Source organism: Thalassospira lucentensis, from assembly GCF_011806425.1.
Classification (GTDB): Bacteria; Pseudomonadota; Alphaproteobacteria; order Rhodospirillales; family Thalassospiraceae; genus Thalassospira; species Thalassospira lucentensis_B.
On the sequence record NZ_JAATOV010000003.1, the window covers coordinates 589167 to 612929 of the forward strand.

20 protein-coding genes are annotated in these 23763 nt (G+C 52.8%); 8 read left to right on the plus strand and 12 right to left on the minus strand.

Annotated features, from left to right (window positions below; all coding sequences use genetic code 11):
• From HCZ99_RS20930 to HCZ99_RS12775, 9 genes are all read right to left on the minus strand, one after another.
• Entirely contained in the window at positions 1 to 1140 is a 1140-nt protein-coding gene (locus HCZ99_RS20930) for a glycosyltransferase family 4 protein (protein WP_167447335.1), read from the minus strand.
• Positions 1141 to 1152: 12 nt separating this feature from the next.
• A complete protein-coding gene (locus tag HCZ99_RS12740; RefSeq protein WP_167447336.1) occupies positions 1153 to 2451 on the minus strand; it encodes a glycosyltransferase family 4 protein in 1299 nt (432 codons plus the stop codon).
• Positions 2452 to 2473: 22 nt separating this feature from the next.
• Positions 2474 to 3676 (minus strand): glycosyltransferase family protein, encoded by a 1203-nt coding sequence (locus HCZ99_RS12745; RefSeq protein WP_167447337.1) that lies wholly within the window; start codon positions 3674 to 3676, stop codon positions 2474 to 2476.
• Between the two features lie 148 nt (positions 3677 to 3824).
• Positions 3825 to 5396, minus strand: coding sequence for an MBL fold metallo-hydrolase (locus HCZ99_RS12750; RefSeq protein ID WP_167447338.1), 1572 nt, complete (start codon positions 5394 to 5396; stop codon positions 3825 to 3827).
• An 86-nt stretch (positions 5397 to 5482) separates the two neighbouring features.
• The gene (locus tag HCZ99_RS12755) at positions 5483 to 6736 is read right to left on the minus strand and encodes a molybdopterin molybdotransferase MoeA (protein WP_167447339.1); all 1254 of its coding nucleotides are present in this window, start codon (positions 6734 to 6736) and stop codon (positions 5483 to 5485) included.
• A 66-nt stretch (positions 6737 to 6802) separates the two neighbouring features.
• A complete protein-coding gene (locus HCZ99_RS12760; protein WP_368484258.1) occupies positions 6803 to 8569 on the minus strand; it encodes an ABC transporter permease in 1767 nt (588 codons plus the stop codon).
• Positions 8570 to 8688: 119 nt separating this feature from the next.
• Positions 8689 to 9714: a Fe(3+) ABC transporter substrate-binding protein gene (locus tag HCZ99_RS12765; RefSeq protein WP_167447340.1), complete on the minus strand. Its 1026-nt coding sequence runs from the start codon at positions 9712 to 9714 to the stop codon at positions 8689 to 8691.
• A 236-nt stretch (positions 9715 to 9950) separates the two neighbouring features.
• On the minus strand, positions 9951 to 10967 hold the full coding sequence (locus HCZ99_RS12770) for a Fe(3+) ABC transporter substrate-binding protein (RefSeq protein WP_167447341.1): 1017 nt from the start codon (positions 10965 to 10967) through the stop codon (positions 9951 to 9953).
• A 177-nt stretch (positions 10968 to 11144) separates the two neighbouring features.
• Positions 11145 to 11978 carry a 3'-5' exonuclease gene (locus tag HCZ99_RS12775; protein WP_217701491.1) on the minus strand — a complete coding sequence of 278 codons (834 nt, stop codon included), beginning with the start codon at positions 11976 to 11978 and terminating at the stop codon, positions 11145 to 11147.
• A 348-nt stretch (positions 11979 to 12326) separates the two neighbouring features.
• Here HCZ99_RS12775 and HCZ99_RS12780 point away from each other — a divergent pair, with 348 nt between their 5' ends.
• Positions 12327 to 13361, plus strand: coding sequence for an ABC transporter substrate-binding protein (locus tag HCZ99_RS12780; protein ID WP_167447342.1), 1035 nt, complete (start codon positions 12327 to 12329; stop codon positions 13359 to 13361).
• 108 nt (positions 13362 to 13469) lie between these two features.
• Here the strand turns inward: HCZ99_RS12780 and HCZ99_RS12785 are convergent, their stop codons facing one another.
• Positions 13470 to 13967 carry a MarR family winged helix-turn-helix transcriptional regulator gene (locus HCZ99_RS12785; RefSeq protein WP_167447343.1) on the minus strand — a complete coding sequence of 166 codons (498 nt, stop codon included), beginning with the start codon at positions 13965 to 13967 and terminating at the stop codon, positions 13470 to 13472.
• Positions 13968 to 14205: 238 nt separating this feature from the next.
• On the opposite strand from HCZ99_RS12785, the gene proV reads away from it, so the two are divergent.
• The 4 genes from proV to HCZ99_RS12805 all read left to right on the plus strand — a co-directional run bounded on the left by proV (position 14206) and on the right by HCZ99_RS12805 (position 19299).
• Positions 14206 to 15411 (plus strand): glycine betaine/L-proline ABC transporter ATP-binding protein ProV, encoded by a 1206-nt coding sequence (gene proV / locus HCZ99_RS12790; RefSeq protein ID WP_167447344.1) that lies wholly within the window; start codon positions 14206 to 14208, stop codon positions 15409 to 15411.
• The gene (proW, locus tag HCZ99_RS12795) at positions 15404 to 16564 is read left to right on the plus strand and encodes a glycine betaine/L-proline ABC transporter permease ProW (protein ID WP_167447345.1); all 1161 of its coding nucleotides are present in this window, start codon (positions 15404 to 15406) and stop codon (positions 16562 to 16564) included. Before proV ends, proW begins: the two co-directional genes overlap by 8 nt.
• A 99-nt stretch (positions 16565 to 16663) precedes the next feature.
• Positions 16664 to 17677, plus strand: a complete 1014-nt coding sequence (proX, locus tag HCZ99_RS12800; RefSeq protein WP_167447346.1) for a glycine betaine/L-proline ABC transporter substrate-binding protein ProX — start codon at positions 16664 to 16666, stop codon at positions 17675 to 17677.
• 182 nt (positions 17678 to 17859) lie between these two features.
• On the plus strand, positions 17860 to 19299 hold the full coding sequence (locus HCZ99_RS12805) for a pentapeptide repeat-containing protein (RefSeq protein WP_167447347.1): 1440 nt from the start codon (positions 17860 to 17862) through the stop codon (positions 19297 to 19299).
• A 39-nt stretch (positions 19300 to 19338) separates the two neighbouring features.
• Here the strand turns inward: HCZ99_RS12805 and HCZ99_RS12810 are convergent, their stop codons facing one another.
• Positions 19339 to 19974: an SOUL family heme-binding protein gene (locus HCZ99_RS12810; protein ID WP_217701492.1), complete on the minus strand. Its 636-nt coding sequence runs from the start codon at positions 19972 to 19974 to the stop codon at positions 19339 to 19341.
• Between the two features lie 55 nt (positions 19975 to 20029).
• On the minus strand, positions 20030 to 20404 hold the full coding sequence (locus HCZ99_RS12815) for a thiol-disulfide oxidoreductase DCC family protein (protein WP_167447348.1): 375 nt from the start codon (positions 20402 to 20404) through the stop codon (positions 20030 to 20032).
• Between the two features lie 271 nt (positions 20405 to 20675).
• On the opposite strand from HCZ99_RS12815, the gene HCZ99_RS12820 reads away from it, so the two are divergent.
• From HCZ99_RS12820 to HCZ99_RS12830, 3 genes are all read left to right on the plus strand, one after another.
• Positions 20676 to 21539, plus strand: coding sequence for an ABC transporter permease (locus HCZ99_RS12820; RefSeq protein WP_167447349.1), 864 nt, complete (start codon positions 20676 to 20678; stop codon positions 21537 to 21539).
• Positions 21536 to 22564: a quaternary amine ABC transporter ATP-binding protein gene (locus HCZ99_RS12825; RefSeq protein ID WP_167447350.1), complete on the plus strand. Its 1029-nt coding sequence runs from the start codon at positions 21536 to 21538 to the stop codon at positions 22562 to 22564. The genes HCZ99_RS12820 and HCZ99_RS12825 overlap by 4 nt, the downstream gene beginning before the upstream one ends.
• A gap of 79 nt (positions 22565 to 22643) precedes the next feature.
• Entirely contained in the window at positions 22644 to 23747 is a 1104-nt protein-coding gene (locus HCZ99_RS12830) for an HD-GYP domain-containing protein (protein ID WP_167447351.1), read from the plus strand.
• Positions 23748 to 23763 lie beyond the last annotated feature (16 nt).

Below are 23763 nucleotides of genomic sequence, written 5' to 3' on the forward strand. Positions count from 1 at the left end.
TCATGCTCGCCCTGCCTTTGACTTTGCAACAATCTGGCGAAGCTCTGCCCCCAGCAGTTCGGATGCAGATGCAATGGTGTGGTCGTGCGCGGCCTTGGTTGCAGCGGCCAGACCAAAGGGACGGAGCATCTGCACTTGATCGGTCAGACATTTTGCCAACTGTGCGCCAAACGCGTCTGCATCGCCGACCGGGACAAGCCAGCCCGTTTTCTGATCGGCAACCACGCCGGGCACGCCGCCAGTATTTCCGGCCAGCACCGGCAACCCTGCCGCCTGTGCTTCGAGCAATGCCATACCATAGGCTTCATTCACCGCCGGCCAAACAAACAGGTCGGACACGGCAAGATGATCGCGGGTTTGTTCGGGCCGACACAGACCGGCAAAGCGGAGATTGCGGTCGGTGATGCCTTGTTTTGCAAACAATTTCTCCACCTCGGCCCTTGCGGGGCCATCGCCAATAATGGTCAGGTGCCAGTTATCGATGTTGCGTTGCGTTAACTGGCCCAAGGCAAGTGCAAGAATTTCAAAGGATTTTAGCTTATCCCCACCGCGCATCATGGCGGTGGTAACGAGCCTAATACACGCAGGACCGATGTCCGCGCGCGACGTTACCTGCCAATTTTCAACCTCGGTAAAGGGGGCAAGGTAATGCAGCGCCTTGGCATCGCAGATCGGCCTTAGGCATTCCATATCGGCGCGATTAAGCGAAAAGACCGCATCCGCGTGACGCAGCGCAATTTCAACTGCCTGATGGCTTTGTTGCCACGGACCGTTTGCCCGCTTTGGCGCGAAGGATGCTTCGGCAACGACGTAAGGAATATCCAGTGTCTTGGCGACAATCGGCCCGATCCAATCGGGCGCCTTATAGTACAGATGATAGGTAAACCAGACATCTGGCCGGGGGCGCACACCGGATTGATAAAAACGCAGCAAGCGCGCGGCCAGTTTTGACCCCAACTCAGCAAGGCGGGCCTGTTGCAGGATATTGCCGTCTGCAACCCGACTGCGCAGGCGTGCGGCAATCTCGACATCCATATCAGATGCCGCAAGCGCCTTAATCAGCATCCGCGCCATCAACCGATCGCCGGATGGCACCGGATGATCAGCGGGCTTTAACGGGGCATAGAAGGCAACCTTCACGGCAGTTGCCCCCTACTCTGCTGCTGAGGTTTCTGAGGGTGTTAAGCGCGAAGGTTTGTCGGCAATCGCGTTTTCGTATTCTTTGTCCGAAACGCCAAAGCGATGTGCCAAGTCCTTCATCCCGCGATAGAATGAGAAATCCCGACGCACAATTACATTGCCCTGACGGCCCATCTCGGCGCGACGTTTTGGATCGGTGATCAGGCTTTGTAATGCTGTCGCCAGTGCATCCGGATCACGTTGTTCAACCAGAAGGCCATTCACGCCGTCATCGATAAGCTCCGGGATGGCTGAAATGGCGGTTGAAACCGCAGCCAAACCGCAAAGCTGTGCTTCCATCAGAACGTTGGGCAACCCGTCACGGTCACCGTCTTTTTGAATTCGGCTGGCCAAGACAAACAAATCGGCGGTTTGACAGGCGGCGATGACTTCTTGTTGGTCGCGGGCACCTTGCCATTCACACCGGTCCGATACGCCCAAATCAACTGCGAGCTTGCGGTATTTATCCGCGCTTCCCCCACCAATATGAACAAATCGCCACGCAAGATCGTTTGGCAGTTTTGCCAAGGCACGCAGCAAATCGTCATAGCCCTTTTTGCCGACCAAACGGCCGACCGAAAGAATCGTGACAGGCTGGTCCGAGTTGCTGCCATCGCGCATTTCGCGTTCGGGCAATTGTTCGGGGAAGCGTGAAAAATCAAGCCCGTGATAAAGCAGATGAACCTTTGACGGGTCCTCGGCCAAATCGCGCAAATAGCTGACATTGGCCTGCGTACAGGTGACCAGCCAGTCCATATCACGCAGCTTTTCGCGCATATCCCAATCCGCACTGGTATAGATGTCCTTGGCATGTGCAGAACAGGACCATGGCAACCCACGTATGATCGCGCAATACCGTGCCACAGAGGCCGGAGTATGGAGGAAATGGGCGTAAATGCGGGTGACATCGTCGGTCAGCTCGGCGGCCATAACAATGGCCTGAACAAACCGTCGGGCACGGTTTGGTGTGCGATCACGCCGGTAATCCTGCCACCAGATATTTACCGCCCGACGATAGCCGCGCAATTTGCGGACTTTCCACCAACTGCGCAAGACACGCATCGGTTCCTGATAGACATATTCTGGAAGATAATCGACATCGCCCGTGATCCGTTTGTGGATCGGATGGCGTTTTTTATCCGTCGGATGGCGCAGCGACACAATCCGATAGGGAATGTTCGCTTGCTGAATGCCAAGAATTTCCTGCGCAATAAAGGTTTCCGACAATCGCGGATATCCCTTAACCACGATTGCAAGATTGTCGCGTGTCATAACTTTATGTCCCGGCGTTTTCTTATTCGGCGGCCATTTGTGGCGGAAGCCAGCGATCAACAAGATCGCCAATCCGATCAAGCCCGCCCATCAGGTTTGGAACGGTCACATGCGACGGCTTGGCTTGCGAAATTAACCCATGCAGCGCATCGGCCATCTGACGCGGATCACGTCCGTTCTCTTCGGTCAGCATTTTGACAAGGCCGAGCTTTTCAGCCGCCGACGCACGAACATATTGTTCAAGGCGTGGTACCGTACGCGGTATGATAACGGCCGGTTTATCAAATGACAGAATTTCACAGAACGTATTGTAGCCGCCCATTGCAATCACGCCGGCGGATTTATCCATCAGCATTTCGACATTGGCGTCAAACGTAATCACCGACAGCTTGTCGATCTTTTCAGCGCGATCCATAAAGGATTTCTGATCCGCAGGCGGCATAAACGGCCCCAGCACGACAAGCGACGGCACCGCAATGGTCGGGTCCGTTTCATAGGCGCTGATCACCCAATCAACCATATTGACCCCGTCCCCGCCGCCACCGGTGGTGACAAGGTAATACGGTTCTTCAAGGCCAAGCGCACCGTGTTCTGGTGACGGGCGCCGGGTCGCGGTCCGTGGCAAATAGCCGGTATAGGCCATTTTTTCTTCGACACCGGGCGGCAAATCAATGCCAGCAAGCGGATTACAGATTTCCTGCAAGCCATAGACCCATATTTCGTCATACAGGTCCGCCAAGGCTGGCACGCATTGTTTGCGGTCCCATTCTTCGCGAAGATGAGCCGGATCATCCATCACATCGCGCAAGCCCATCACAAGACGGGTGCGGCGTTCGCTGAGCATGCGAAGAGTGGATTCAACTTCACCCCGAAGACCAAGTGGTTCTTTATCAACAATGAAAATGTCGGGATTAAACACATCTGCGGTGTGCTTAATGATCGATTCCCGCATTTCAAGAATCTGATCAACATCGATATTGAGGTTAAGTGACGTATATTCGCCGTTTGACAGCTTAATCACGCCAGGAATGCGGACAAAGTCGACTCGTGATCGAAATTCAAAACTGCCAATGATCGGTGACCCCGACAGGATCAGAACTGAAACATCATCACGACGAGACACAAGCGCATGCGCAATGGTTCGGCAACGGCGCAAGTGACCGAGCCCAAAGGTATCATGGCTATAAATTAGAACCCGATAGCCGGAGTTCCCTACTACTGACATATATTCGTCCGCTAACGCAGTGGCCCACTACACCTATTCAACCATAAACGCATGGTGACAGGGTATCTCTGAATTCAAGTATATTTAACCAGTACATCCAATTTGGACGTACTTTAAAACCCGTAAACTTATAATTGGCTTATTGCTCTCATACAGACCCGATATCGCGCAAGACTTTTTCAAGCAACGTGCGCCGTTTGGCATCACTTTCAAGAGAGCGCAGCTTTTCCGAAAGTTCGGTAATCGTGCCAGCGTACAAATTGTGCCAATCATCACGCGACAAGTCTTCGCCTGACAATCTGGGCTGAATTTTCGCCGTTCGCAAGGCCCCGGCACGAAGCTTTACCGTTTCATCAAGCATGGGCAAGGCGATCTTGTTTTGATCAAGCCCCTCGTCCAACAGCGCTTGTTTAAAGGCAGTTCGCGCCCCTTCTTCTCCATGGGTTAAAAAGATGCGCTTTGCGACGGGCTGGCGATCACGGGCCCAGCGCAGCAACATTTCCTGATCGGCATGACCGGAATACACATCGAGCGTCCGGATGCGCGCACGGACTTCTATTTCCTCGCCGTGAATACGCACACGCTTCGCACCCCGTTGCAAAACACGGCCAAATGACCCTGCGGCCTGAAACCCGACCAGCAACACGGTGCATTCGTCACGCCAAAGGTTGTTTTTCAAATGATACCGAATGCGTCCTGCATCACACATCCCACTTGCCGACAGAATAATGGCCCCGCTTTTGACCAAGGCAAGTTGCTTGCTGGCTTCGACATCCGGGACCATGTGAAACTTCGGATGATCAAGGGCCCGTGCGTCGGCACCTGTTAAATGCTTTGCAAAAACCTCGGTCGCGCGCTTTGCCAACGGACTATCAATAAACACAGTCGCCTCTGGCAGGTCGCCGTGATTAAACAAATACGCAAGATCGACCATCAATTCCTGCGTTCGAGCAACGGCGAAACTTGGGATAATCAGGTTTCCACCTGCCTTCAATGCGTCACATACTTCGGCGCGCAACAATGCCCTGCGTTCATCGTCGCTTAAATCGGTGCGATTTCGGTCGCCATAGGTTGTTTCGACGAACAGATAATCAAGGTCTGCCGGGGCTTCTGGGGCATTGTTAAACACCGCCTCGCCGGTTCCGATATCACCAGAAAATAGCATTCGCGTTGGGGTGTCATCATCATTTTGCGCGATTTCAATTTCAATCGATGCCGACCCAAGCAAATGCCCCGCATCCCAAAACCGGGCTTTGACGCCGGGAATGATTTCTTTCCAGGCGTGGTAATCGACAACCTTAAACTGATCGAGGGTTCTTTCCGCGTCATGGCGGGTATAGATCGGTGTTACCTGCGGGCGACCGCGCCGGGCATTGCGACGATTAAGGCGTTCGACTTCTGATTCCTGAATATATCCGGAATCAGGCAACATATATGTCAGAAGGTCGCAGGTAGGCTCAGTTGCAATGATCGGCCCCTTGAACCCCGCCTTGACCAGTTTGGGCAGTAAACCAGAATGATCAATATGGGCATGGGTTAAAAGGACAGCCTTGATCGAACCGACATCAAACGCAAACGGCCCGTAATTAAGTTCTCGGACTGTTTTACTACCCTGAAACATCCCGCAATCGACAAGGATATTGCCCTGATCTGTTTGCAGGAAATAGCACGATCCGGTCACGCCGCCAGCCGCACCGCAAAAAGTAACCGCTATTGTCATGACGTCCTCGTGCTGTTTGTGCCGATATCCCACCTTCGCGCAAACAGGACGACATTACAATGACATGGATCACCACAATTGTCGGATTACTGAAGCCCGCGCAGTGGCAGATAAAGGACGTCATCCCCCACAGAAATCTGCCCGCAATCTTCTGGAACTTCGATCAAACCGTCGGCCCAGACCATTGATGACAGCATGCCCGAACTGGTTGAATTGAACGCCATGGCGACATGTTCACCATCATCATTTTGAACCAGTTGGGCACGCAACCATTCACGCCGCCCCGTGCCGCGTTTAAAATCAAACCCAGCACGGACCGGCATGCGTGCGGGCTTGGACTGTGCACGGTCCGCCCCCATCATATGACGCAAAAGCGGCACAGCGAACAAAAGCCCCGCCACCAAAACCGCAACCGGATTACCCGGAAGACCAAGAACAAGGCAATCGCCGATTTTACCACGCATCAATGGTTTTCCAGGTTTTATCGCCAATTTCCATGCGTGGATTTCGCCCAATTGATCGACAACCGGTTTCAGCAAATCTGCACGGCCGACCGACACCCCACCCGACGTCATAATCACATCATGGGATTTGGCTGCCTTGCCCAAGGCATCCTTTAGAACGTCGAAATCATCGGCCAAAAGCCCAAGATCGGTGACCGTACAGCCAATATTTTTCAACATGCCGATCATGGCAAACCGGTTGGAATCATAAATCCCCCCCGGCGGCAAAGGATCGCCCGGTTTTGCCAGCTCATCCCCGGTGGAAAACACCGCGACAGAGATGGGTTTTGAAACCGTTAGGGTCTGACACCCCTGCCCGGCGGCAATCGCCACATCCTGGGGCCGCAGCACAGAACCGGCTGCCAAAACAACAGCGCCTTTTTTGATGTCTTCACCGGCACGGCGGATATTCTGATCGCGTTTCGTCCGCGCAATCACATCCGGGTTGATTTCAATAATCGTTTCATCATCATTGGCGGTGACGTTTTCCTGAATGATTACGCAATCGGCACCCTTGGGGATGGCGGCACCCGTGGCAATGCGCACGGCCTTGCCAGTGGGAATTTCACCGTCAAACGGATGCCCTGCCATGGAACTACCGACCACATCCAGAGGCCCATCGACATCAGCAAGATCAACAAAACGCAATGCGTAACCGTCCATGGCCGAATTATCGACCGAAGGCACATTTACTTTTGCGATCACATCGGCGCGCAGAACAGCGCCAAAACACTCAGATAATGGACGTTCTTCGACGTCGGTACGCTGGCCAACCTCTTTAAAGGCGATCTCAAGCGCGTCGGAAAGTGTGGTCAATCCGGGTTTAATGTTTTGCATGTGATTGAATGCCCGTCTTGCTGTGTGGCGTATTTGGCGTTGCGTGCGGTTAGCAAATTGCGCGGATCATTTCCCGTGTCCGGGACGTGAGCGTGAAATCGCACGGCTCAGCATGATAACCGGAATGACCCCGACCACAACAATGGTCAGCGCGCCCAAGGCGGCCTGTTCGATCATTTCATCCTTGGCGTATTGATACACATGGGTTGCCAGCGTATCAAAATTAAACGGCCGCAAGATCAACGTCGCGGGCAGTTCTTTCATCCCATCGACAAAGACAAGAACCGATGCGGCCAAAATGCCACCGCGCACCATTGGAAAATGAATACGTTTGAGCGTACCCCACGGGCTTTCGCCCAATGTTCGGGCCGCATCATCCATACTGGGGCGGACTTTGCCCAAGGCGGCCTCGATCGAGCCATAAGACACCGCCATAAACCGAACAGCATAGGCAAACACCAGCGCAAACACCGTGCCGCTCAGCAACAAGCCGGTCGAGATACCGAAAGTATCGCGCATGACCGCATCAACCGCATTATCAAGCCGCGCAAACGGGATCAAAACCCCGATTGCCAAAACTGCGCCCGGCACCGCATAGCCAACAGATGAAAGCCGCACACAGAACTTCAACAATGGTTGTGGGAACAGGCGCAAGGCATAGCCCATAAAGACCGCACATCCGACCGCGACCAAGGTCGCAAGGCCCGATACCAGCAAACTGTTACCGGCAAATTCAAAGAAATTTGCGGTCCAGCTTTGATCGAAATAGCCAATGGAATAGTAAATCAAAACAAGCGACGGCACGACGAAGCCAAGCACGATTGGCAAGATGCAAACCGCCAACGCGCCGATCTTGCCCATCAGGCTAAGATCATATCCCGGCAGTTCCTGAAACCGGTTGGTGGTATCGTGGAACCGCTGCCGACGGCGTGAATAACGTTCTATCACCAAAAGTGCGATGACCACGGCCAACATCGTCAAGGCGATCTGAGCCGCCCCACCGGCATTGCCCATGCCGAGCCAGACATTAAAGATGCCCGCAGTTAGGGTATGGACGGCAAAGAAATCAATCGTGCCAAAATCATTCAGCGTTTCCATCAAGGCAATGACAACGCCAACAACAATGGCCGGACGCGCAAGCGGCAATGCCACGGTGATAAAGGAATTCCAGGCACTGCGCCCCAACACACGGGCGGCTTCGATCACGCAGATCGACTGCGCCAAAAAGGCCGCACGGGCAAGCATATACACATAAGGATACAGTGTTAGGCTGAGCACCAAAATCGCCCCGCCCTTGGTGCGAATGTCGGGGAACCAGTAATCACGTGCTGATTGCCAGCCAAACATATCGCGCAACAACCGTTGAAACGGCCCGGCATATTCCAAAAGGTCGGTATAAACATAGGCGACGATATAGGCCGGAACTGCCATCGGCAGCAGCATCGCCCATTCAAAGAACCGCTTACCGGGCAGTTTGCACATGGTGACAACCCATGCCGATGACACGCCGATCAGCGTCACGCCAATCCCAACGCCAAGCATCAAAATACCGGTGTTTTTAAGATACCGGGGCAGCATGGTTGATGCCAGATGCGGCCAAATGTTTTCGGTTGGGAACAGTGCAATGTAAACGACGGCCACAATCGGGGCCGCAACCAAAAGCGCAATCACAAACGCCCCAAACAACCAAATCGCCGATTGGCGCCGCGGCAACCACCGCATGGCAGCTTTTCCCCTTGGCATCCGCATCGGATCAAAGGTTTCCGTGGCAACGGTTGGGCGAATGTCTTCGCCGCGTTTGGTATTTGGTGTCGATGGGCGGACGGTGTTCACTATGGTTCTCGTGTTATGCGTCGAAATGCAACATCATCGCAAAGACGTCGGGCGATATCCGATGGCCTGCAAGACGATTAAAGGCAAACCATCAGATATGCAATCACAGCGACACAGCCCTATTCGTTAAACCCGACTTCATCGATCAGACGGATTGCTTCACCGCGCTTTGCCGCAACGACATTAAGCGACAGATCGTCATGCTTGAACGTGCCCCATGACTGAACCATGTCAGACCACGCAACGCCCGGCTTGACCGGGTATTCAAAGTTTACTTCGGCATACATGTGCTGGGCTTCTTCCCCCGACAGGAATTCAACCAGTTTGATCGCATTTTCCTTGTTCGGAGCATGCTTCATCAGGGCCACACCGGAAATATTCACATGCGTGCCGCGGTCTGCCTGATTGGGGAAGACAATCCGGACGTCTTTGGCCGCCGGGGCCTTGTTCGGATCATCAAGCATCTTCCCATAGTAATAAGAATTGCCGATGGCGACATCGCATACGCCCTGTGACACCGCTTCGATCTGATCGATATCCGCCCCTTGGGGTTTGCGTGCCAGATTGTCCTTCAACCCGGTCAGCCATTTTTTGGTATAGGCCTCGTCATGATGGGCCAGCATCGATGCGATCAGCGCAATGTTATAAACATGCATGCCCGAACGGATACAAATGCGACCTTTCCATTTCGGGTCGGCCAAATCTTCGTAAGACGTAATTTCATCAGGACCGACACGGTCAAGCGACGTGTAGATCACGCGCGCACGGGTTGTCATCCCAACCCAAAGGCCATTTTCATCGCGGAACTGCTCTGGGATATTTGCACTGATCACGTCGCTTTTAAGCGGCTGGGCAATATCGGCATCGACCGCATCCTGAATACGGCCGATATCAACTGTCAAAAGCAAGTCTGCCGGGCTATTGCGGCCTTCATGCTTGATCCGCTCGACCAGACCGCTTTGCGAAAACAGCGTATTGACGCGAATGCCGGTTTCCTCGGTAAAGCGCTTAAACATTGGCTCGATCAGGAACGGCTGACGCAAAGAGTAAACATTCACTTCTTCTGCGGCATGTGCGGGTTGGTGCAACGATATGCCCATCGCAACTGCAACAAGACCAAAGACCGTTTTGCGCAGGGAAATCATGAATGCCTCTCTTGGGTATGCCTGATGAATTAGCAGCAATTAGGAATGAGTTGTATTTGCTTTTCCAGAAACTAAAGGCCCTGCCCCGTCGTTTGCAAGTCCCAAAACCACATATGAGCAATGCCGAGATATAAAAATGATGACAAAAACGCGTAACCCGAAACGCACAAAGGGGATGGTCCGTTACCATCCCCTTTGTCAAACAGCACTGTGATAGGCGTGTTTAAGCTTTGTCGTTATTCGTTATAGCCGACTTCATCGACCATCTTGATCGCTTCAGGTGTTAGGCGGGCAATTTCGGCCAGCGATACAGTATCAGCCTTAAATGTGCCCCATGACTTGACGTTGTCGGACCATTCAACCCCGGACTTGACCGGGTATTCGTAGTTCACGTCGGCATAGATTTCCTGTGCAGCGTCGCCGCTTAGGAATTCCATCAGCTTGATCGCATTGTCGTGGTTCGGCGCACCTTCGATCAGGCTCATGCCCGAAATATTCATCGACATGCCGCGATCATCCTGATTGGGGAAGACGATATTGACGGCTTCTGCCCATGGGCGCTGCTCTTCATTATCAAGCATCTTGCCATAGTAATAGGTATTACCAAGGGCGAGATCGCATTCGCCTTCCTTGATCGCCTTGACCTGTGCGCGGTCATTGCCTTGCGGTTTGCGTGCAAGGTTTGATTTCAAACCTTCAAGCCATTCCTTGGCTTTTTCTTCGCCATGCACGGCAATCATCGATGCAAACAATGCAACGTTATAAACGTGCGTGCCTGAACGGGTGCAAATGCGCCCTTCCCATTTCGGATCAGCCAAATCTTCGTAGGATGTGATTTCACCCTCATTCACGCGTTCTTTGGATGCGTAAATCGCGCGTCCACGCTGGGTCAGGGCGAACCAGTGACCCTCGGGGTCGCGCAGATGGGCCGGGATATTGTTCGACAAGACATCATTGTCGACTGCTTCGGTCACACCGGCATCCACTGCTTGCTGAATGCGGCTGATATCAACGGTCATCAAAACGTCTGCCGGGCTGTTGATGCCTTCTTGTTTGATGCGCTCAACCAGTCCTTCTTTGGCGAAGATCACATTGACCTTAACACCGGTCTGTTCGGTGAACTTTTCAAATAGCGGTTCGACCAGAAATGCCTGACGCAAGGAATATACGTTGACTTCCTGCGCAGATGCGGCGGATGCGGCAAGTGCTGTCGTGCCAAAGACGGCACTCCAGATGACTTTTCTGAAATCCATTTGAACAGTTCCCGTAAGCTTGTGTGCGTTAATTTTTGAAGATGCAAATCATTTGCACCCGCAACAAGCAGGTAAACCGACCTCGCCGCTTTGTTCAACATTGTTTTGTTCAAATTAAACCGCAGGTGTGACGCAGTTCACTTTTAAGAACGCGCCAACCTGCTGTGACCTGATCGCCTAAAGGACGTTAAAAGAGCCACCGCTTGACGTGCGCCACGCATCAAGGAATTCCTGATAGGCGGGAATTTCGCCCGCGCGTTCTTCAAGCCATGCAACGGTCAGATTGATCGCATGATTATAACCATCATGATCGGTGAGCCCGGTATGCAGGGCGTGGCGCAAATACAAAAGATAGGTATTAAGCACGTCGGTTTCGCAATACCGGCGAATGCCATCAATCTCGCCATTATCGAACATGTCCGAGACCTTGCTGCCATCGACCCCGGTTTTTCCAGGCAAATCAAGGGCCGCACAAACTTCGTTCATTTTGGTGCGCGCCGACGCCCCGTAATCAGAAAGGACTTCGGCCAAATCACAATGCCAGTTCGGCGCATAGCGCGACGTGTAATTTTCCCACTTATTGGCCGATTGATGCAGCCAGCGTGCGCTGACACCGTGTTTCATGGCCCGGTATTTCAACACCGGAATATCAAACCCTCGGCCATTGAAACTGACCAAACGCGGGAACAGCTTGCCGCAATACGAAAAGAACCCGTTGACCAGATCTTTTTCCTCGGTCGTGAGGTCCCCACCCGATCGCAGTTCTTCGATTTCGTACATTTCACAATTGTCATCGCGCTGAATGGTCGCGCGCAGGAAACTGATGGCAACAATTTTGTGAAAGGGCTGCCGGGCAAAGCCATTGCGGCCGTTGGTGACCTCAAGATGATAGTCTTCGAGCATCTTGCGCCCGGTTTCCGGGTCCGGTGCGGTTTCCCCGGTTAATTGTGGCAAGACGTCAATATCGGGCACGGTTTCGATATCAAAAACGAACAGACTGTTATGCATCATGGCTGGCCCCATCGGTGTGTTTTGCCCAACATAACGACAACGCCCGATAATTTCACGGAATTATCGGCGCAAAAAATAACATCCAACTGACACCTCCTGCCGTACCTGTCAGGAGCATTCTGCGATAACCAACCAAGCAGCCTAAACACACCAAAAAATCTTCACCTTGATGGATTTTATGACTCAGGGTTGCATCACTTTTATACCCGCGGTTAAACTTAGCACACCTGTATCAGGGGTAAGGTCTGGCTTAAATTTACATTTTAAAACACCAAGCCGCGCGGCACATCGCCGCAAGACATTGCATTTGATGCGATTCCGGACCGCAAACACGAAGGGACAAGAAACATGACCACCCTGCCTACCGGAGCCGCAATGCTGATGGCCGCTGGCCTCGCATTTACGACATTCACATCAACAGCACAGGCCCAAGACGCATCTTGTGAAATCGACCGTCCGGTGATGTTCGCCGGGCTGAACTATGACAGTGCGCTGTTCCATAACGCTGTCGCACGCTTTATCATCGAAAACGGCTATGGCTGTAAAACCGACGCCCTGCCTGGCGAGGTTGTTCCGCTTTTGACCGGGACCGGCAAAGGCGACATTGACGTCGTCATGGAACTGTGGCGCGACAATATCGCCGAAGCGTGGACAAAGGCCGAAGAATCGGGGAATGTCAGTCAGATCGGCGTCAACTTTGACGATGCTGTTGAAGGCTGGTACGTGCCAAGCTATGTCATTAAAGGCGATGCAGAACGCGGCATTGAGCCGATGGCACCTGACCTTAAATCTGTCGATGATCTGCCCAAATATGTCGAGCTATTCGAAGACGCCGAAGAACCTGGCAAAGGTCGTTTTTACAACTGCCCATCAGGCTGGGTCTGTGAAAAGGTCAATTCGGGTAAATTGGCGGCCTATGGCCTAAATGACAGTTACACCAATTTCCGCCCCGGAACCGGGGCCGCACTTTCGGCCGCCATCGCATCGGCGCATAAACGCGGCAAACCGATCCTTTATTACTATTGGGGGCCGACATGGGTGATGGGTCTGTATGACAGCACGCGCCTTGAAGAACCGGCCTATGACAAGGAAATCTTTGACGCGCTGAAAGCCGAAGACAACCCAACCAAGGCAACGGCTTCGCCGCAAAGCACGGTGACGATCGGGGTGAATAACGACTTCAAAAAAGCTGCACCAAACCTGATCAAGTTTCTGACCAAGTACGAAACCAGCAATGCGCTTGTTTCGGAAATGCTGGCCTATATGCAGGAAAATGAAGAAAAGCCGGAAGATGCGGCGCGCTATTTCCTGAAGCAGAAACCAGAAGTCTGGAAATCATGGGTGCCAGAAAACGTTGCGAAAAACGTTGAAAGCGCGCTTTAAACGCATTGATAAAAAACAACTTTAAGACCAAAGGCGCAGTGAAATACCTGCGCCTTTTTTATGACGACACCTGCTTAAACTTCGGCCCGCACAACCATTGAAACGAACCTAAAGCAGCGGCGTCAATTCACCGTCATCTGTCGGTGGGATTGGGGTACCTTCTTCGGGGGCCATCAGATTGGCGACCTCTTGAAGGGCTTCAAGGATTTCGGCGCGCTTTGCAGAATCAAGTTTTTCATAGCGCAACATAAAATGCCCATCCATCAAAGGCGGCGTATCAACAAGAACAGCGCGCCCCTTATCGGTCAGGCAACTGTTTACCACGCGCTTGTCGGTGGTGTTGCGGGTGCGTTTAACAAAATTGCGGTCTTCTAGGCGGTTCAGGATCGTGGTGACCGTCGCCTGACTTAGCGAAACATGCTTTGAAATCTGACGTACTGTTACGGCACCAAGTTCCTCAATCGCCAGCAGAACAACAAGCTGGGGAACCGTAAGACCACAAACCTTCATAACATGTTTTGAATGAAGATCGGTTGCGCGAATGATTTGCCGCAAAGCCACTAAAATGTCCAGAAACTCGCGCTTTTTTTGTTTTTGCTCGCCCATGTAACCACCCACCTTTTTTCAGAGTTGGCCGGACCTTAGCGCAATCATCATTTGACATCAAATGTTTTGACCTGTAATCATTCGCTCCGCAAATTAAAAAGTACTCAGGGAAACCTTCGGGGCATTCCGCCCCATCTCACCGGTATTGACATTAAAATAGATGAACGTTTTTTGCCGCGCGAAGGCAGCTTTGCTTGCGCGAAGTGAATCGTTTATCGCTAAGAATCGACAAGGGCTCATGACCGAAAAAATCGTTGTAAAAGACCTATACAAAGTCTTTGGCGACCGACCTGATCAAGCAATGCAAATGATCAACAATGGCGTCGACAAAGACGAAATCTTTGACAAAACGGGACAAACCGTTGGCGTCTGCGGTGCAAACTTTACCGTTAAAGAGGGCGAAATATTTGTCGTTATGGGGCTTTCGGGTTCTGGCAAATCGACCTTGGTGCGACTGTTGAACCGCCTTATCGAACCGACATCTGGTCAGGTTTTGTATGACGGCGTTGATATCGCCGCCATGTCAGACGAAGAACTGCGCGATCTGCGCCGCCGCGATATGGCGATGGTCTTCCAGTCCTTTGCACTGATGCCCCATCTTTCTGTGATTGATAACGCATCCTTTGGCCTTGAATTGGCCGGCATGGACGAAGAAGAACGCCACAAGCGTGCCTTGGTCGCCCTCGAACAGGTCGGACTGCCTGCGCACGCACATTCCTACCCCGACGAATTGTCGGGCGGCATGCAGCAGCGTGTTGGTCTTGCCCGTGCATTGGCCAACGACCCGGCCGTGATGCTGATGGATGAAGCGTTTTCTGCACTTGATCCATTGATCCGCACCGAAATGCAGGATGAACTCCTGACACTTCAGCGCGAACATAAACGCACGATCATCTTTATCTCGCACGATTTGGATGAAGCCATGCGGATCGGCGATCGCATCGCGATCATGGAAGGCGGCATTGTCGTGCAGGTCGGCACCCCAGAAGAAATTCTGAACAACCCGGCCAATGATTATGTCAAATCGTTCTTCCGCGGGGTGGATGTTTCCACCATCCTGAGTGCGAAAGACATTGCGTCCAAACGCGAAGTCACCGTGATCGAACGCGAAGGTGTTGGCCTTAAAACCGCGCTGAACCGTTTGAACAAGGAAGACCGCGACTTTGCCTATATCGTTGGTGACAAGCTTGACTTCCACGGCGTGATTTCGGTTGAAACCGTTGACGCGGCGATCAAAGCCGGGGCGGAAAAACTTTCTGCCGCCTTTATCCCTGATATTGAACCTGTTTCCCATGACACGCAGCTTTCCGATTTGATCGGAACTGTGGCGCATGCGCCGTGCGGCGTGCCGGTGATTGGTGAAAACGGCAAATATATGGGCGTGATCAAGAAAGCCAACCTGTTGGCAACACTCGACCGTGAAGGAGATGGCACCAATGGCTGATAACAGTAACCCTTGGGGCCAGGCCAGCCAGGCCGGTGCCGAAGACGCAGCAAGCAGCGGATCAGACGCGGCTGCCAGCAATCCGTGGGGCGGCGGTTCCGCCACACCAAGTCCCGATGCCGCAACCAGTGCCCCAGCACCGGCACCGGCAGCGGGCCCCGGTGGCGCAGGTGGTGGCGATGCCGCGGCGACGCCAGATTGGCTTTCGAACACGGCCCCTGCCCCGGAACACCATTTTGATATCCTTCATCCGTTTCACGACGCCCTGATCCCGCTTGATATCTGGGTCAATAACGGCCTTGATTGGGTTGTTTCTAATTTCCGTAGCGTGTTTCAGGCCATCCGTTGGCCGATTGATGCGGTTCTGTCCGGGGTTGAATCCGGTTTGCAGGCCACACCAGCCATCCTGATCATCGTTATCATGGCGCTTGTTGCGTGGCAGCTTGCCGGGCGTCGCTTGGCAATTGGTACGTTGATTTCCATGACGGTTGTCGGCCTGATCGGCGCATGGTCCGAGGCGATGGTGACCCTGTCGCTGGTTCTGACATCGGTATTCTTCTGCGTTGTCATTGGTCTTCCGACCGGTATTTGGCTTGCGCGGAACGAACGCACATCCAACGCGGTGCGTCCGATCCTTGATGCCATGCAGACGACCCCTGCCTTCGTTTACCTTGTCCCCATCGTGATGCTGTTTGGTATCGGGAACGTGCCGGGTGTGGTTGTGACCATCATCTTTGCCTTGCCGCCGCTGATCCGCTTGACGATCCTGGGCATCCGCCAGGTGCCGGGTGACTTGGTCGAAGCTGCACGATCATTTGGTGCAAGTCCGCACCAGCTTCTGTTCCGTGTACAGCTGCCGCTTGCCATGCCGACCATTATGGCCGGTGTGAACCAGACGCTGATGCTGGCCCTTTCCATGGTTGTGATCGCATCGATGATTGCGGTTGGTGGCCTTGGTCAGATGGTTCTGCGTGGTATCGGCCGTCTTGATATGGGCCTTGCGACCATTGGTGGCGTTGGCATTGTCCTTCTGGCCATCGTGCTTGATCGCATGACCCAGGCTTTGGGCAAGGATCAACGTTCCAAAGGTACGCGCCATTGGTATGACGCTGGCCCTGTTGGCGTCATCCGGTCCGTACTCAAGAAAAAATAATTACAATCAATAAGATAGCCGGTGGAACATTTCATCGTTCCACCGGTTCTAAGAACGGGTGCACTTGGTGCCCCATGTCTAATCAACGAGGAGAAGCTCATGACGATCCTGAAAAAACTTTCGACTGGTGCAGCGATTGCCGTTACCGGCTCAATGCTGTTGACCGGTGCGGCTTATGCGAACGAAATGCCGGGTGAAGGCGTTGAAGTTCAGCCGCTGAAAAGCTCGATCGCCGAAGAAACCTTCCAGACCGTCGTGGTCATGAAGGCTCTTGAAGAGCTGGGATACGACGTTAAAGACATCCAGGAAATCGAATACGCTGCTGGCCACGTTGCCATTGGCAACGGCGATGCGACCTTTATGGCCGATCACTGGGATCCGCTGCACGCTGATTTCTACAAAGCCGCTGGCGGCGATGAAAAAATCTATCGCAAAGGTGTTTATTCACCGGGCGCGCTTCAGGGTTACCTGATCGACAAAAAAACCGCCGATAAATACAACATCACCAACATCGAACAGCTTAAAGATCCAAAGATCGCAGCCCTGTTTGATACCAATGATGATGGCACCGCCGATATGGCCGGTTGTAACCCGGGTTGGGGTTGTGAAGGTGTGATTGAAAACCACCTTGATGCCTATGGTCTGCGTGATACCGTAACCCACAATCAGGGTACGTACTCGGCAATCATCGCCGACACCATCACCCGTTACAAAGCCGGTGAACCGATCCTGTATTACACTTGGACCCCGTATTGGGTTTCGGGCGTTTTGGTCCCGGGTAAAGACGTAACCTGGCTGCAGGTTCCGTTCTCATCGCTTCCGGGTGAAAACAAAGACGCTGACACCGCCCTTCCGGACGGCAGCAACTATGGCTTCCAGGTGAATAACCAGCGCATCATTGCCAACAAGGCATGGACGGATGAAAACCCGGCAGCTGCGAAACTGTTTGAAGTTATGGAACTGTCGGCAAACGACATTTCGGCTGAAAACCTTGCAATGCGTAACGGCGAAAAATCCGCCGAAGACATCGCACGTCACGCTGATGCCTGGATCAAAGGTCATCGCGCAACGTTCGACAAATGGCTCGACGAAGCCCGCGCTGCGGCTGAGTAATCCACACGGTTACCGCGATCAGGTTTCAACTTGATCAGACAAAATCAAACACCCCGCAGGAGAAATCTTGTGGGGTGTTTTCGTTTGGGGACACGCCCGCCACAATTGCCGATTGCAAAGTAGAACCAAGGCATGTTTAGTCAGACAAATAGCATAGACCGCCGATGGCATTGGGGAGCCACATGAATCAGGACGAAACACTCGCACTTTGGAAACAGGGCAAAGAGGTCTGGAATGATTGGGCCCAAAAGATGCTGGCGGAACGCAAGGCATTGGAGGACAAAGGCGAGTGGGATGTCAATGTTGCGCCTTGGGGCGAACACCCCCAAAACGAGATAACTCAGAAATGGTTCGAAGACGCCCGCGCCGTCTTTTCCTCAAAAGAAACGCCACACCTTTTTCCGGATGCGACCTCTTTTCAAGGCTGGCTATTTCCATCCGTCTCTGAATGGAACGCTGCGACCTTTATGGGTAAGGCGCGTTTCGATAGCGCGACCTTTGAGGGCAACGCGGACTTCGATAGCGCGACCTTTAAGGGTGAGGGGCGTTTCGATAGCGCGACCTTTGAGGGCAACGCGGACTTCAATAGCGCGGAATTTAAAGGCGTCGCGGGATTCAATAGCGCGACCTTTGAGGGCGTCGCGAAGTTCGATAGTGCGACCTTTGAGCACGACGCGGATTTCGATAGCGCGACCTTTAACGGCCACGCGTGGTTCATTAGCGCGACCTTTAAAGACGTCGCTTGGTTCAACAGCGCGACCTTTGAGCACGACGCGGATTTCGATAGCACGACCTTTAACGGCCACGCGTGGTTCGTTAGCGCGACCTTTAAGGACGTCGCGTGGTTCAATGGCGCGACCTTTGAGCGCGACGCGGAGTTCAATAGCGTCTGCTTTGAAAAGCCAACCCGTTTTTCAGATGCACGGTTTAACACGAACGCCTCCTTTAACTCGGCCCAAATCAAACAAGCCTTTGACCTGAGTGGAGCACGGTTCAAAGAAGTGCCCGACTTCCGGCAAACTCATTGCGAAGAAGCGCCGTTGCTTGATGATGTCCACATTGACAGCACCGTCATCAAGCAACGGAAATCTTCGCATTATCCGGATTTCACAGTCATCGCAAATTATCGCGCGCTCAAACGCCTTGCCATTCAGGGGCATGACCACAAGCACGAGGTTGAGTTCTTTGCGGAGGAACTGCGATCAAAACGACTGCTGGTCGATAAAAGATGGCATTGGGATTGGATTCTGAGCGGGATTTTCCAGATCACCTCGGATTATGGACGCTCCATCCTGCGCCCGCTCCTGTTCTGGCTTCTTATCGTGGGCCTAAGCGCGACATCATACCTTCTTACGGCCAAGCAGTCGATGGACAAGGTTGCGTTGCAATGCGTCAAAGGTGAAGGCTGGCAATGGGTTTCTGCCATTCAGTTGGCCATTGGCAAGGGACTTTTGTTTCCGGGGATAGCGGATCGCACGCTTATTATGCAGGCATATGATTGCCTGTATGGCGACACAATCCCGACATTGACGTCAGCAGCACTCGGCCTTCAGACGCTGCTGTCCTCTGCCCTGCTCTTTTTAATCCTGCTTGGCATCCGCAACCGTTTCAAGCTGAAGTAGACACAGCAGAACTATGATTTTCAACGGCTTTCGGCTTGGTTAGTCCTGTATCTCCATCATGACCTCGTTGCGGCGCATCGACGGCAGTGTCCATGGTGGGTTATAGAAGGCATATTTGGGTGGGCCGAATACCGACAAACTGTTGTCGGTGATATAGGTTTTTAGCTTTTCTTCGTGTTCTTGAACGTTTTCATCAGACGTCGTGCCAGCAAAGGTGATGACCACATACTTCTTGGCGGGCACCTGTTTTAGGCTGACGCGTTGATTGACCGGGTCTGGCAGCGTTTCCATGCTGTATTTTGATGGCATGACAAAGCTGACCGTCCATTCATCGCCAGAAGATTGTTGCTGCACGGGTGCGGTCATGGCGATTTCGGTGCTTTTTTGCTGTTGCACCGGTGCGGTCATCGCGATGTCTTGTTTGACTTTGTTATTGCCGAAAATGTAATCGGCAAGCAAACGGAACCCATCGCCAATGGCGTCTTTGCGCGATCCATCAAGGGTGACTTCTGCGATGATGATTGGCGGGTATTGCCGCACCTCAAACGCGCCGTCGGACGACACCACATCGTAGTCGGGCGTTTCCACATCACTCATGACCGGCCCCACGGCAACAGCACTGACACCGACAACAACCAAAATACCCGCAATCGTCAAAATCCATTTTTTTCTCAATCGTCTTTTCCGTTTTAATGTCCGTATTTGGGTAACGCGCCGCATCATAATATGTTCACGGTGTGTGATGATGGGCGGCGATTTGACAGTGAGTCAGGCGTTTAAAACGCCAATTGGCAAATTTTCGATAGGCGAAATTGGCGATCTGGCGAATGATCGGCAGACGGACGAATACCGCCAAAATGCGCCAGCGTTTTAACTGCGACCAGATCAGGATGAAGGCATCAACACCAATATGCATCTGCCCCTGTTGGTCTTTGGCATGAAGCAGTTTCAAGGCCTGGGAAACAGAAATGCCTTGTTGTTTAAGGGCTTCGTCGCTTTCGGTAACATCCTGCCAATCGAAAACACCGCTTGGTGCGATGGTCCGATAGTGATCAATTTCGCGGGCACATAAGCCACATTTGCCGTCGTAAAATACCGTAATCATCTATAGCCCCAATTTGGTGGCAGCGTTTTTGGCAACGACGTTTGCCTTTGAAGCGCTTTGGCGCGCCACATCAGATCATTATACGTTGTTTGCGGTTGTGTGGATTATCTGCCACCTAAAACACCCCTGCCCTTTGACCAGCACCGCAGCGATGTCACCAACTTTGGCAGGACATCTTTGAGGCGGGTCGATTTACGGTCGCGCGGGCGGCATGATCTTGGTAGGCTTATACGCTCGTTGGTTTAATGAGCAGATCGGGCAAAGCGCCATTATGTTTCCAGAACAATTGAATGTGCCATTGGGCAAGTGGGTCAATCAGTTTGTTGATTGGCTGGTGATCAATTATGGGGCTGGATTTGAGGCCTTTGCCGACAGTCTGCTGACCGTTTTGGTCGCCCTGGAGCAAGTATTGCGCGGCGCACCTTGGTGGGTGGTTTTGATCGTGATTGCCGCGATTACGTGGCACGCATCAAAAAACTGGAAACTGGCCACGGGGCTTGTGATTGCGATGTTTGCCATTGGCGTTCTTGGTCTTTGGGACAAGGCAATGCAGACCTTGGCCCTGATGATTGTTGCAACATCACTTGCGGTCATTATTGGCGTTCCGGTCGGCATTGCCATGGCCATATCCAACCGACTTCGCGCCGTGATGCTCCCGATCCTTGATACCATGCAAACCATGCCGAGCTTTGTTTACTTAATCCCTGCCCTGATGCTGTTTGGGTTGGGTAAGGTTCCCGCCATTTTGGCAACGGTAATTTATGCTGCACCACCTCTTATCCGTTTGACGGATTTGGGCATTCGTCTTGTTGATCAAGAAGTCCTTGAAGCATCGCGGTCCTTTGGCGCAAGCCGCAAACAAATCCTGTTTGGCGTACAACTGCCCCTGGCCCTTCCGAATATTATGGCGGGCATTAATCAAACGACGATGATGTCCATTTCAATGGTGGTGATCGCATCCATGATTGGTGCGCGTGGCCTTGGCGAGCAGGTCTTGATGGGTATTCAGCGCTTGGATGTGGGGGCTGGTATGGAAGCCGGGATTGCCATTGTGTTGCTGGCCGTGGTGTTTGACCGGATCGGACAGGCATATGGCAAACGATCCCAACGCAGCCATGCGGAGGATAAGTCATGAGCTATATCGAAATCCGCAATATTTTCAAAATCTTTGGCCCCACCCCCGACACCGGCCTTTCGTTGGCAAGGGGCGGTGTGAACAAGGACGAAATCCTTGCCCGAACGGGAAATACCGTTGGGCTTCATGATGTTTCGCTGTCGATTGAACAGGGTGAAACCTTTGTCGTGATGGGGTTATCTGGATCGGGTAAATCAACCTTGATCCGCCACCTTAATCGTTTGATTGATCCGACAGCGGGCCAAGTGACGTTTGGTGGCGAAGATATCCTGGCGATGGATATTCCAACCTTAAATGCGTTTCGACGCAAACGTCTTGGCATGGTGTTTCAGCGTTTCGGACTGCTACCCCATCGCAATGTGATCGATAACGTTGCCTATGGCCTTGAAATTCAAGGTGTAGACCGATCAACACGGCAAGAAGCTGCGGCCAAGTGGATTTCGCGGGTTGGTTTGGCCGGGTATGAAAGCAAATTCCCCGACCAGCTGTCGGGCGGCATGCAGCAGCGCGTTGGTCTGGCCCGCGCCCTTGCCACCGACCCAGAAGTTTTGTTGATGGATGAAGCTTTTTCAGCACTTGATCCGCTTATTCGTAGTGACATGCAGGACGAGTTGATGAAGCTTCAGGAGGAGCTTCACAAAACCATTGTGTTTATTACCCACGATCTAGATGAGGCACTTAAAATTGGTGACCGGATCGCGATCCTGAAAGATGGTAAACTGGTTCAGGTTGGTCGCCCCGAAGAAATCATCCTTCATCCAGCGGACGCCTATGTCGAGGCATTTACGCGCGATGTGAACCGCGGGCGGGTCATCCGTGCGCGCAGTATTATGCGCCCGATTGAGGACGGCCTACCGGCCCATGATCCGAATTATATCGTCGATGAGAACGAACGCCTTGAGGATATTATCGCTAAATCACTTTCAACCGAGAGTCCAATTGGCGTCAAAGATACTACCAACGGTATAGTCGGCCTTATCGAAAGGCATAGAATTGTAGAAATAATAACACCCACAAGCCCGTAAGAGCCCCATAATCACTTGCCTTTCCACCTTTACGCGTATAGCAAACGGTGCTGTGGGGTACGGGAAATCAGGGTGCGAAATGGAACCAAAGTTACGCACGACGTTGCATGTTCTCAGCGAGAGCAGTCAAATCGGGTATTTACCAACGTCTGTTATGGGCGTTGACGTTTGTTTTCTTGATCCAGGAAAGCCGGTGCCGGCGGATATTGACCTGCTGTTGGCCGATATTGATCTTAAAAACCCGCACTCGGTTGATAAAATTCGGGCGTTTCGTAACGTCGCCCAGCAACACACCCAAATTTTCATTGCGGTCAACAAAAACGACCGCCAGAACCAACGACAAGCAAGTGCGCTTGGCGCGAAGAAAACCATCCTCAAACCGCTTAGCGAAATTGGCCTTGCCATCGTGATTGAGGAATTGCGCACCCCGCACCGCTTTGTCACCCCATCGACGACGACGATCATCGAAACAGCTGCCCGGGCGATGCGCGAGATTTTTGAGCAAGCCGCCCAGCAAGAACCGATTGATATTGACCTGATTGGTGAAACCGGCCGACAGATCGCGGAATCCGTGGCCGATCTTGGTGTTCTGGAATGGCTTGATACGGTACGCGTGTACCATCATTCCACGTTCCAGCACGTCTTGCTGGTAACCGGGATTGCGTGCGCCTTTGCCCAAGGGGTCGGTATGAACATCGAAGATGTTGCCAAGCTAACCCAAGCTGGGCTGTTGCACGATATTGGCAAGGTCTGGACGCCCGCAAGCATTCTGGACAAGACCGGCAAACTGACCCGCGAAGAGTTTGACATCGTCAAACGCCACCCCAAAGACGGCTATTTGCAGCTTGTCCGGCAAGGCAACGTGCACCCCGATATCCTTGATGCCGTGTTGCATCATCACGAGTATCTCGACGGCAGCGGCTATCCCGACGCCCTTGCGGCACACGAAATCACCGACATCACGCGTATTTTGACGATTTGCGACATTATGGGTGCGCTTCTTGAACGCCGTGCCTATAAAAAGCCGTTTACCGTGCGCGAAGCAATCGCCGTGCTTTTCAAAATGGCTGATCAGGGCAAGGTTGAAAGAGCCCTCGTCGTTGCGATGGCGAAGGTGTTTGATTGCGCGGTTACGTCACTCCGTCTTCCGGAAAATGATTTGCTGGATAGCGGACCGCGCTAAGCCCCGCAGCACGTTT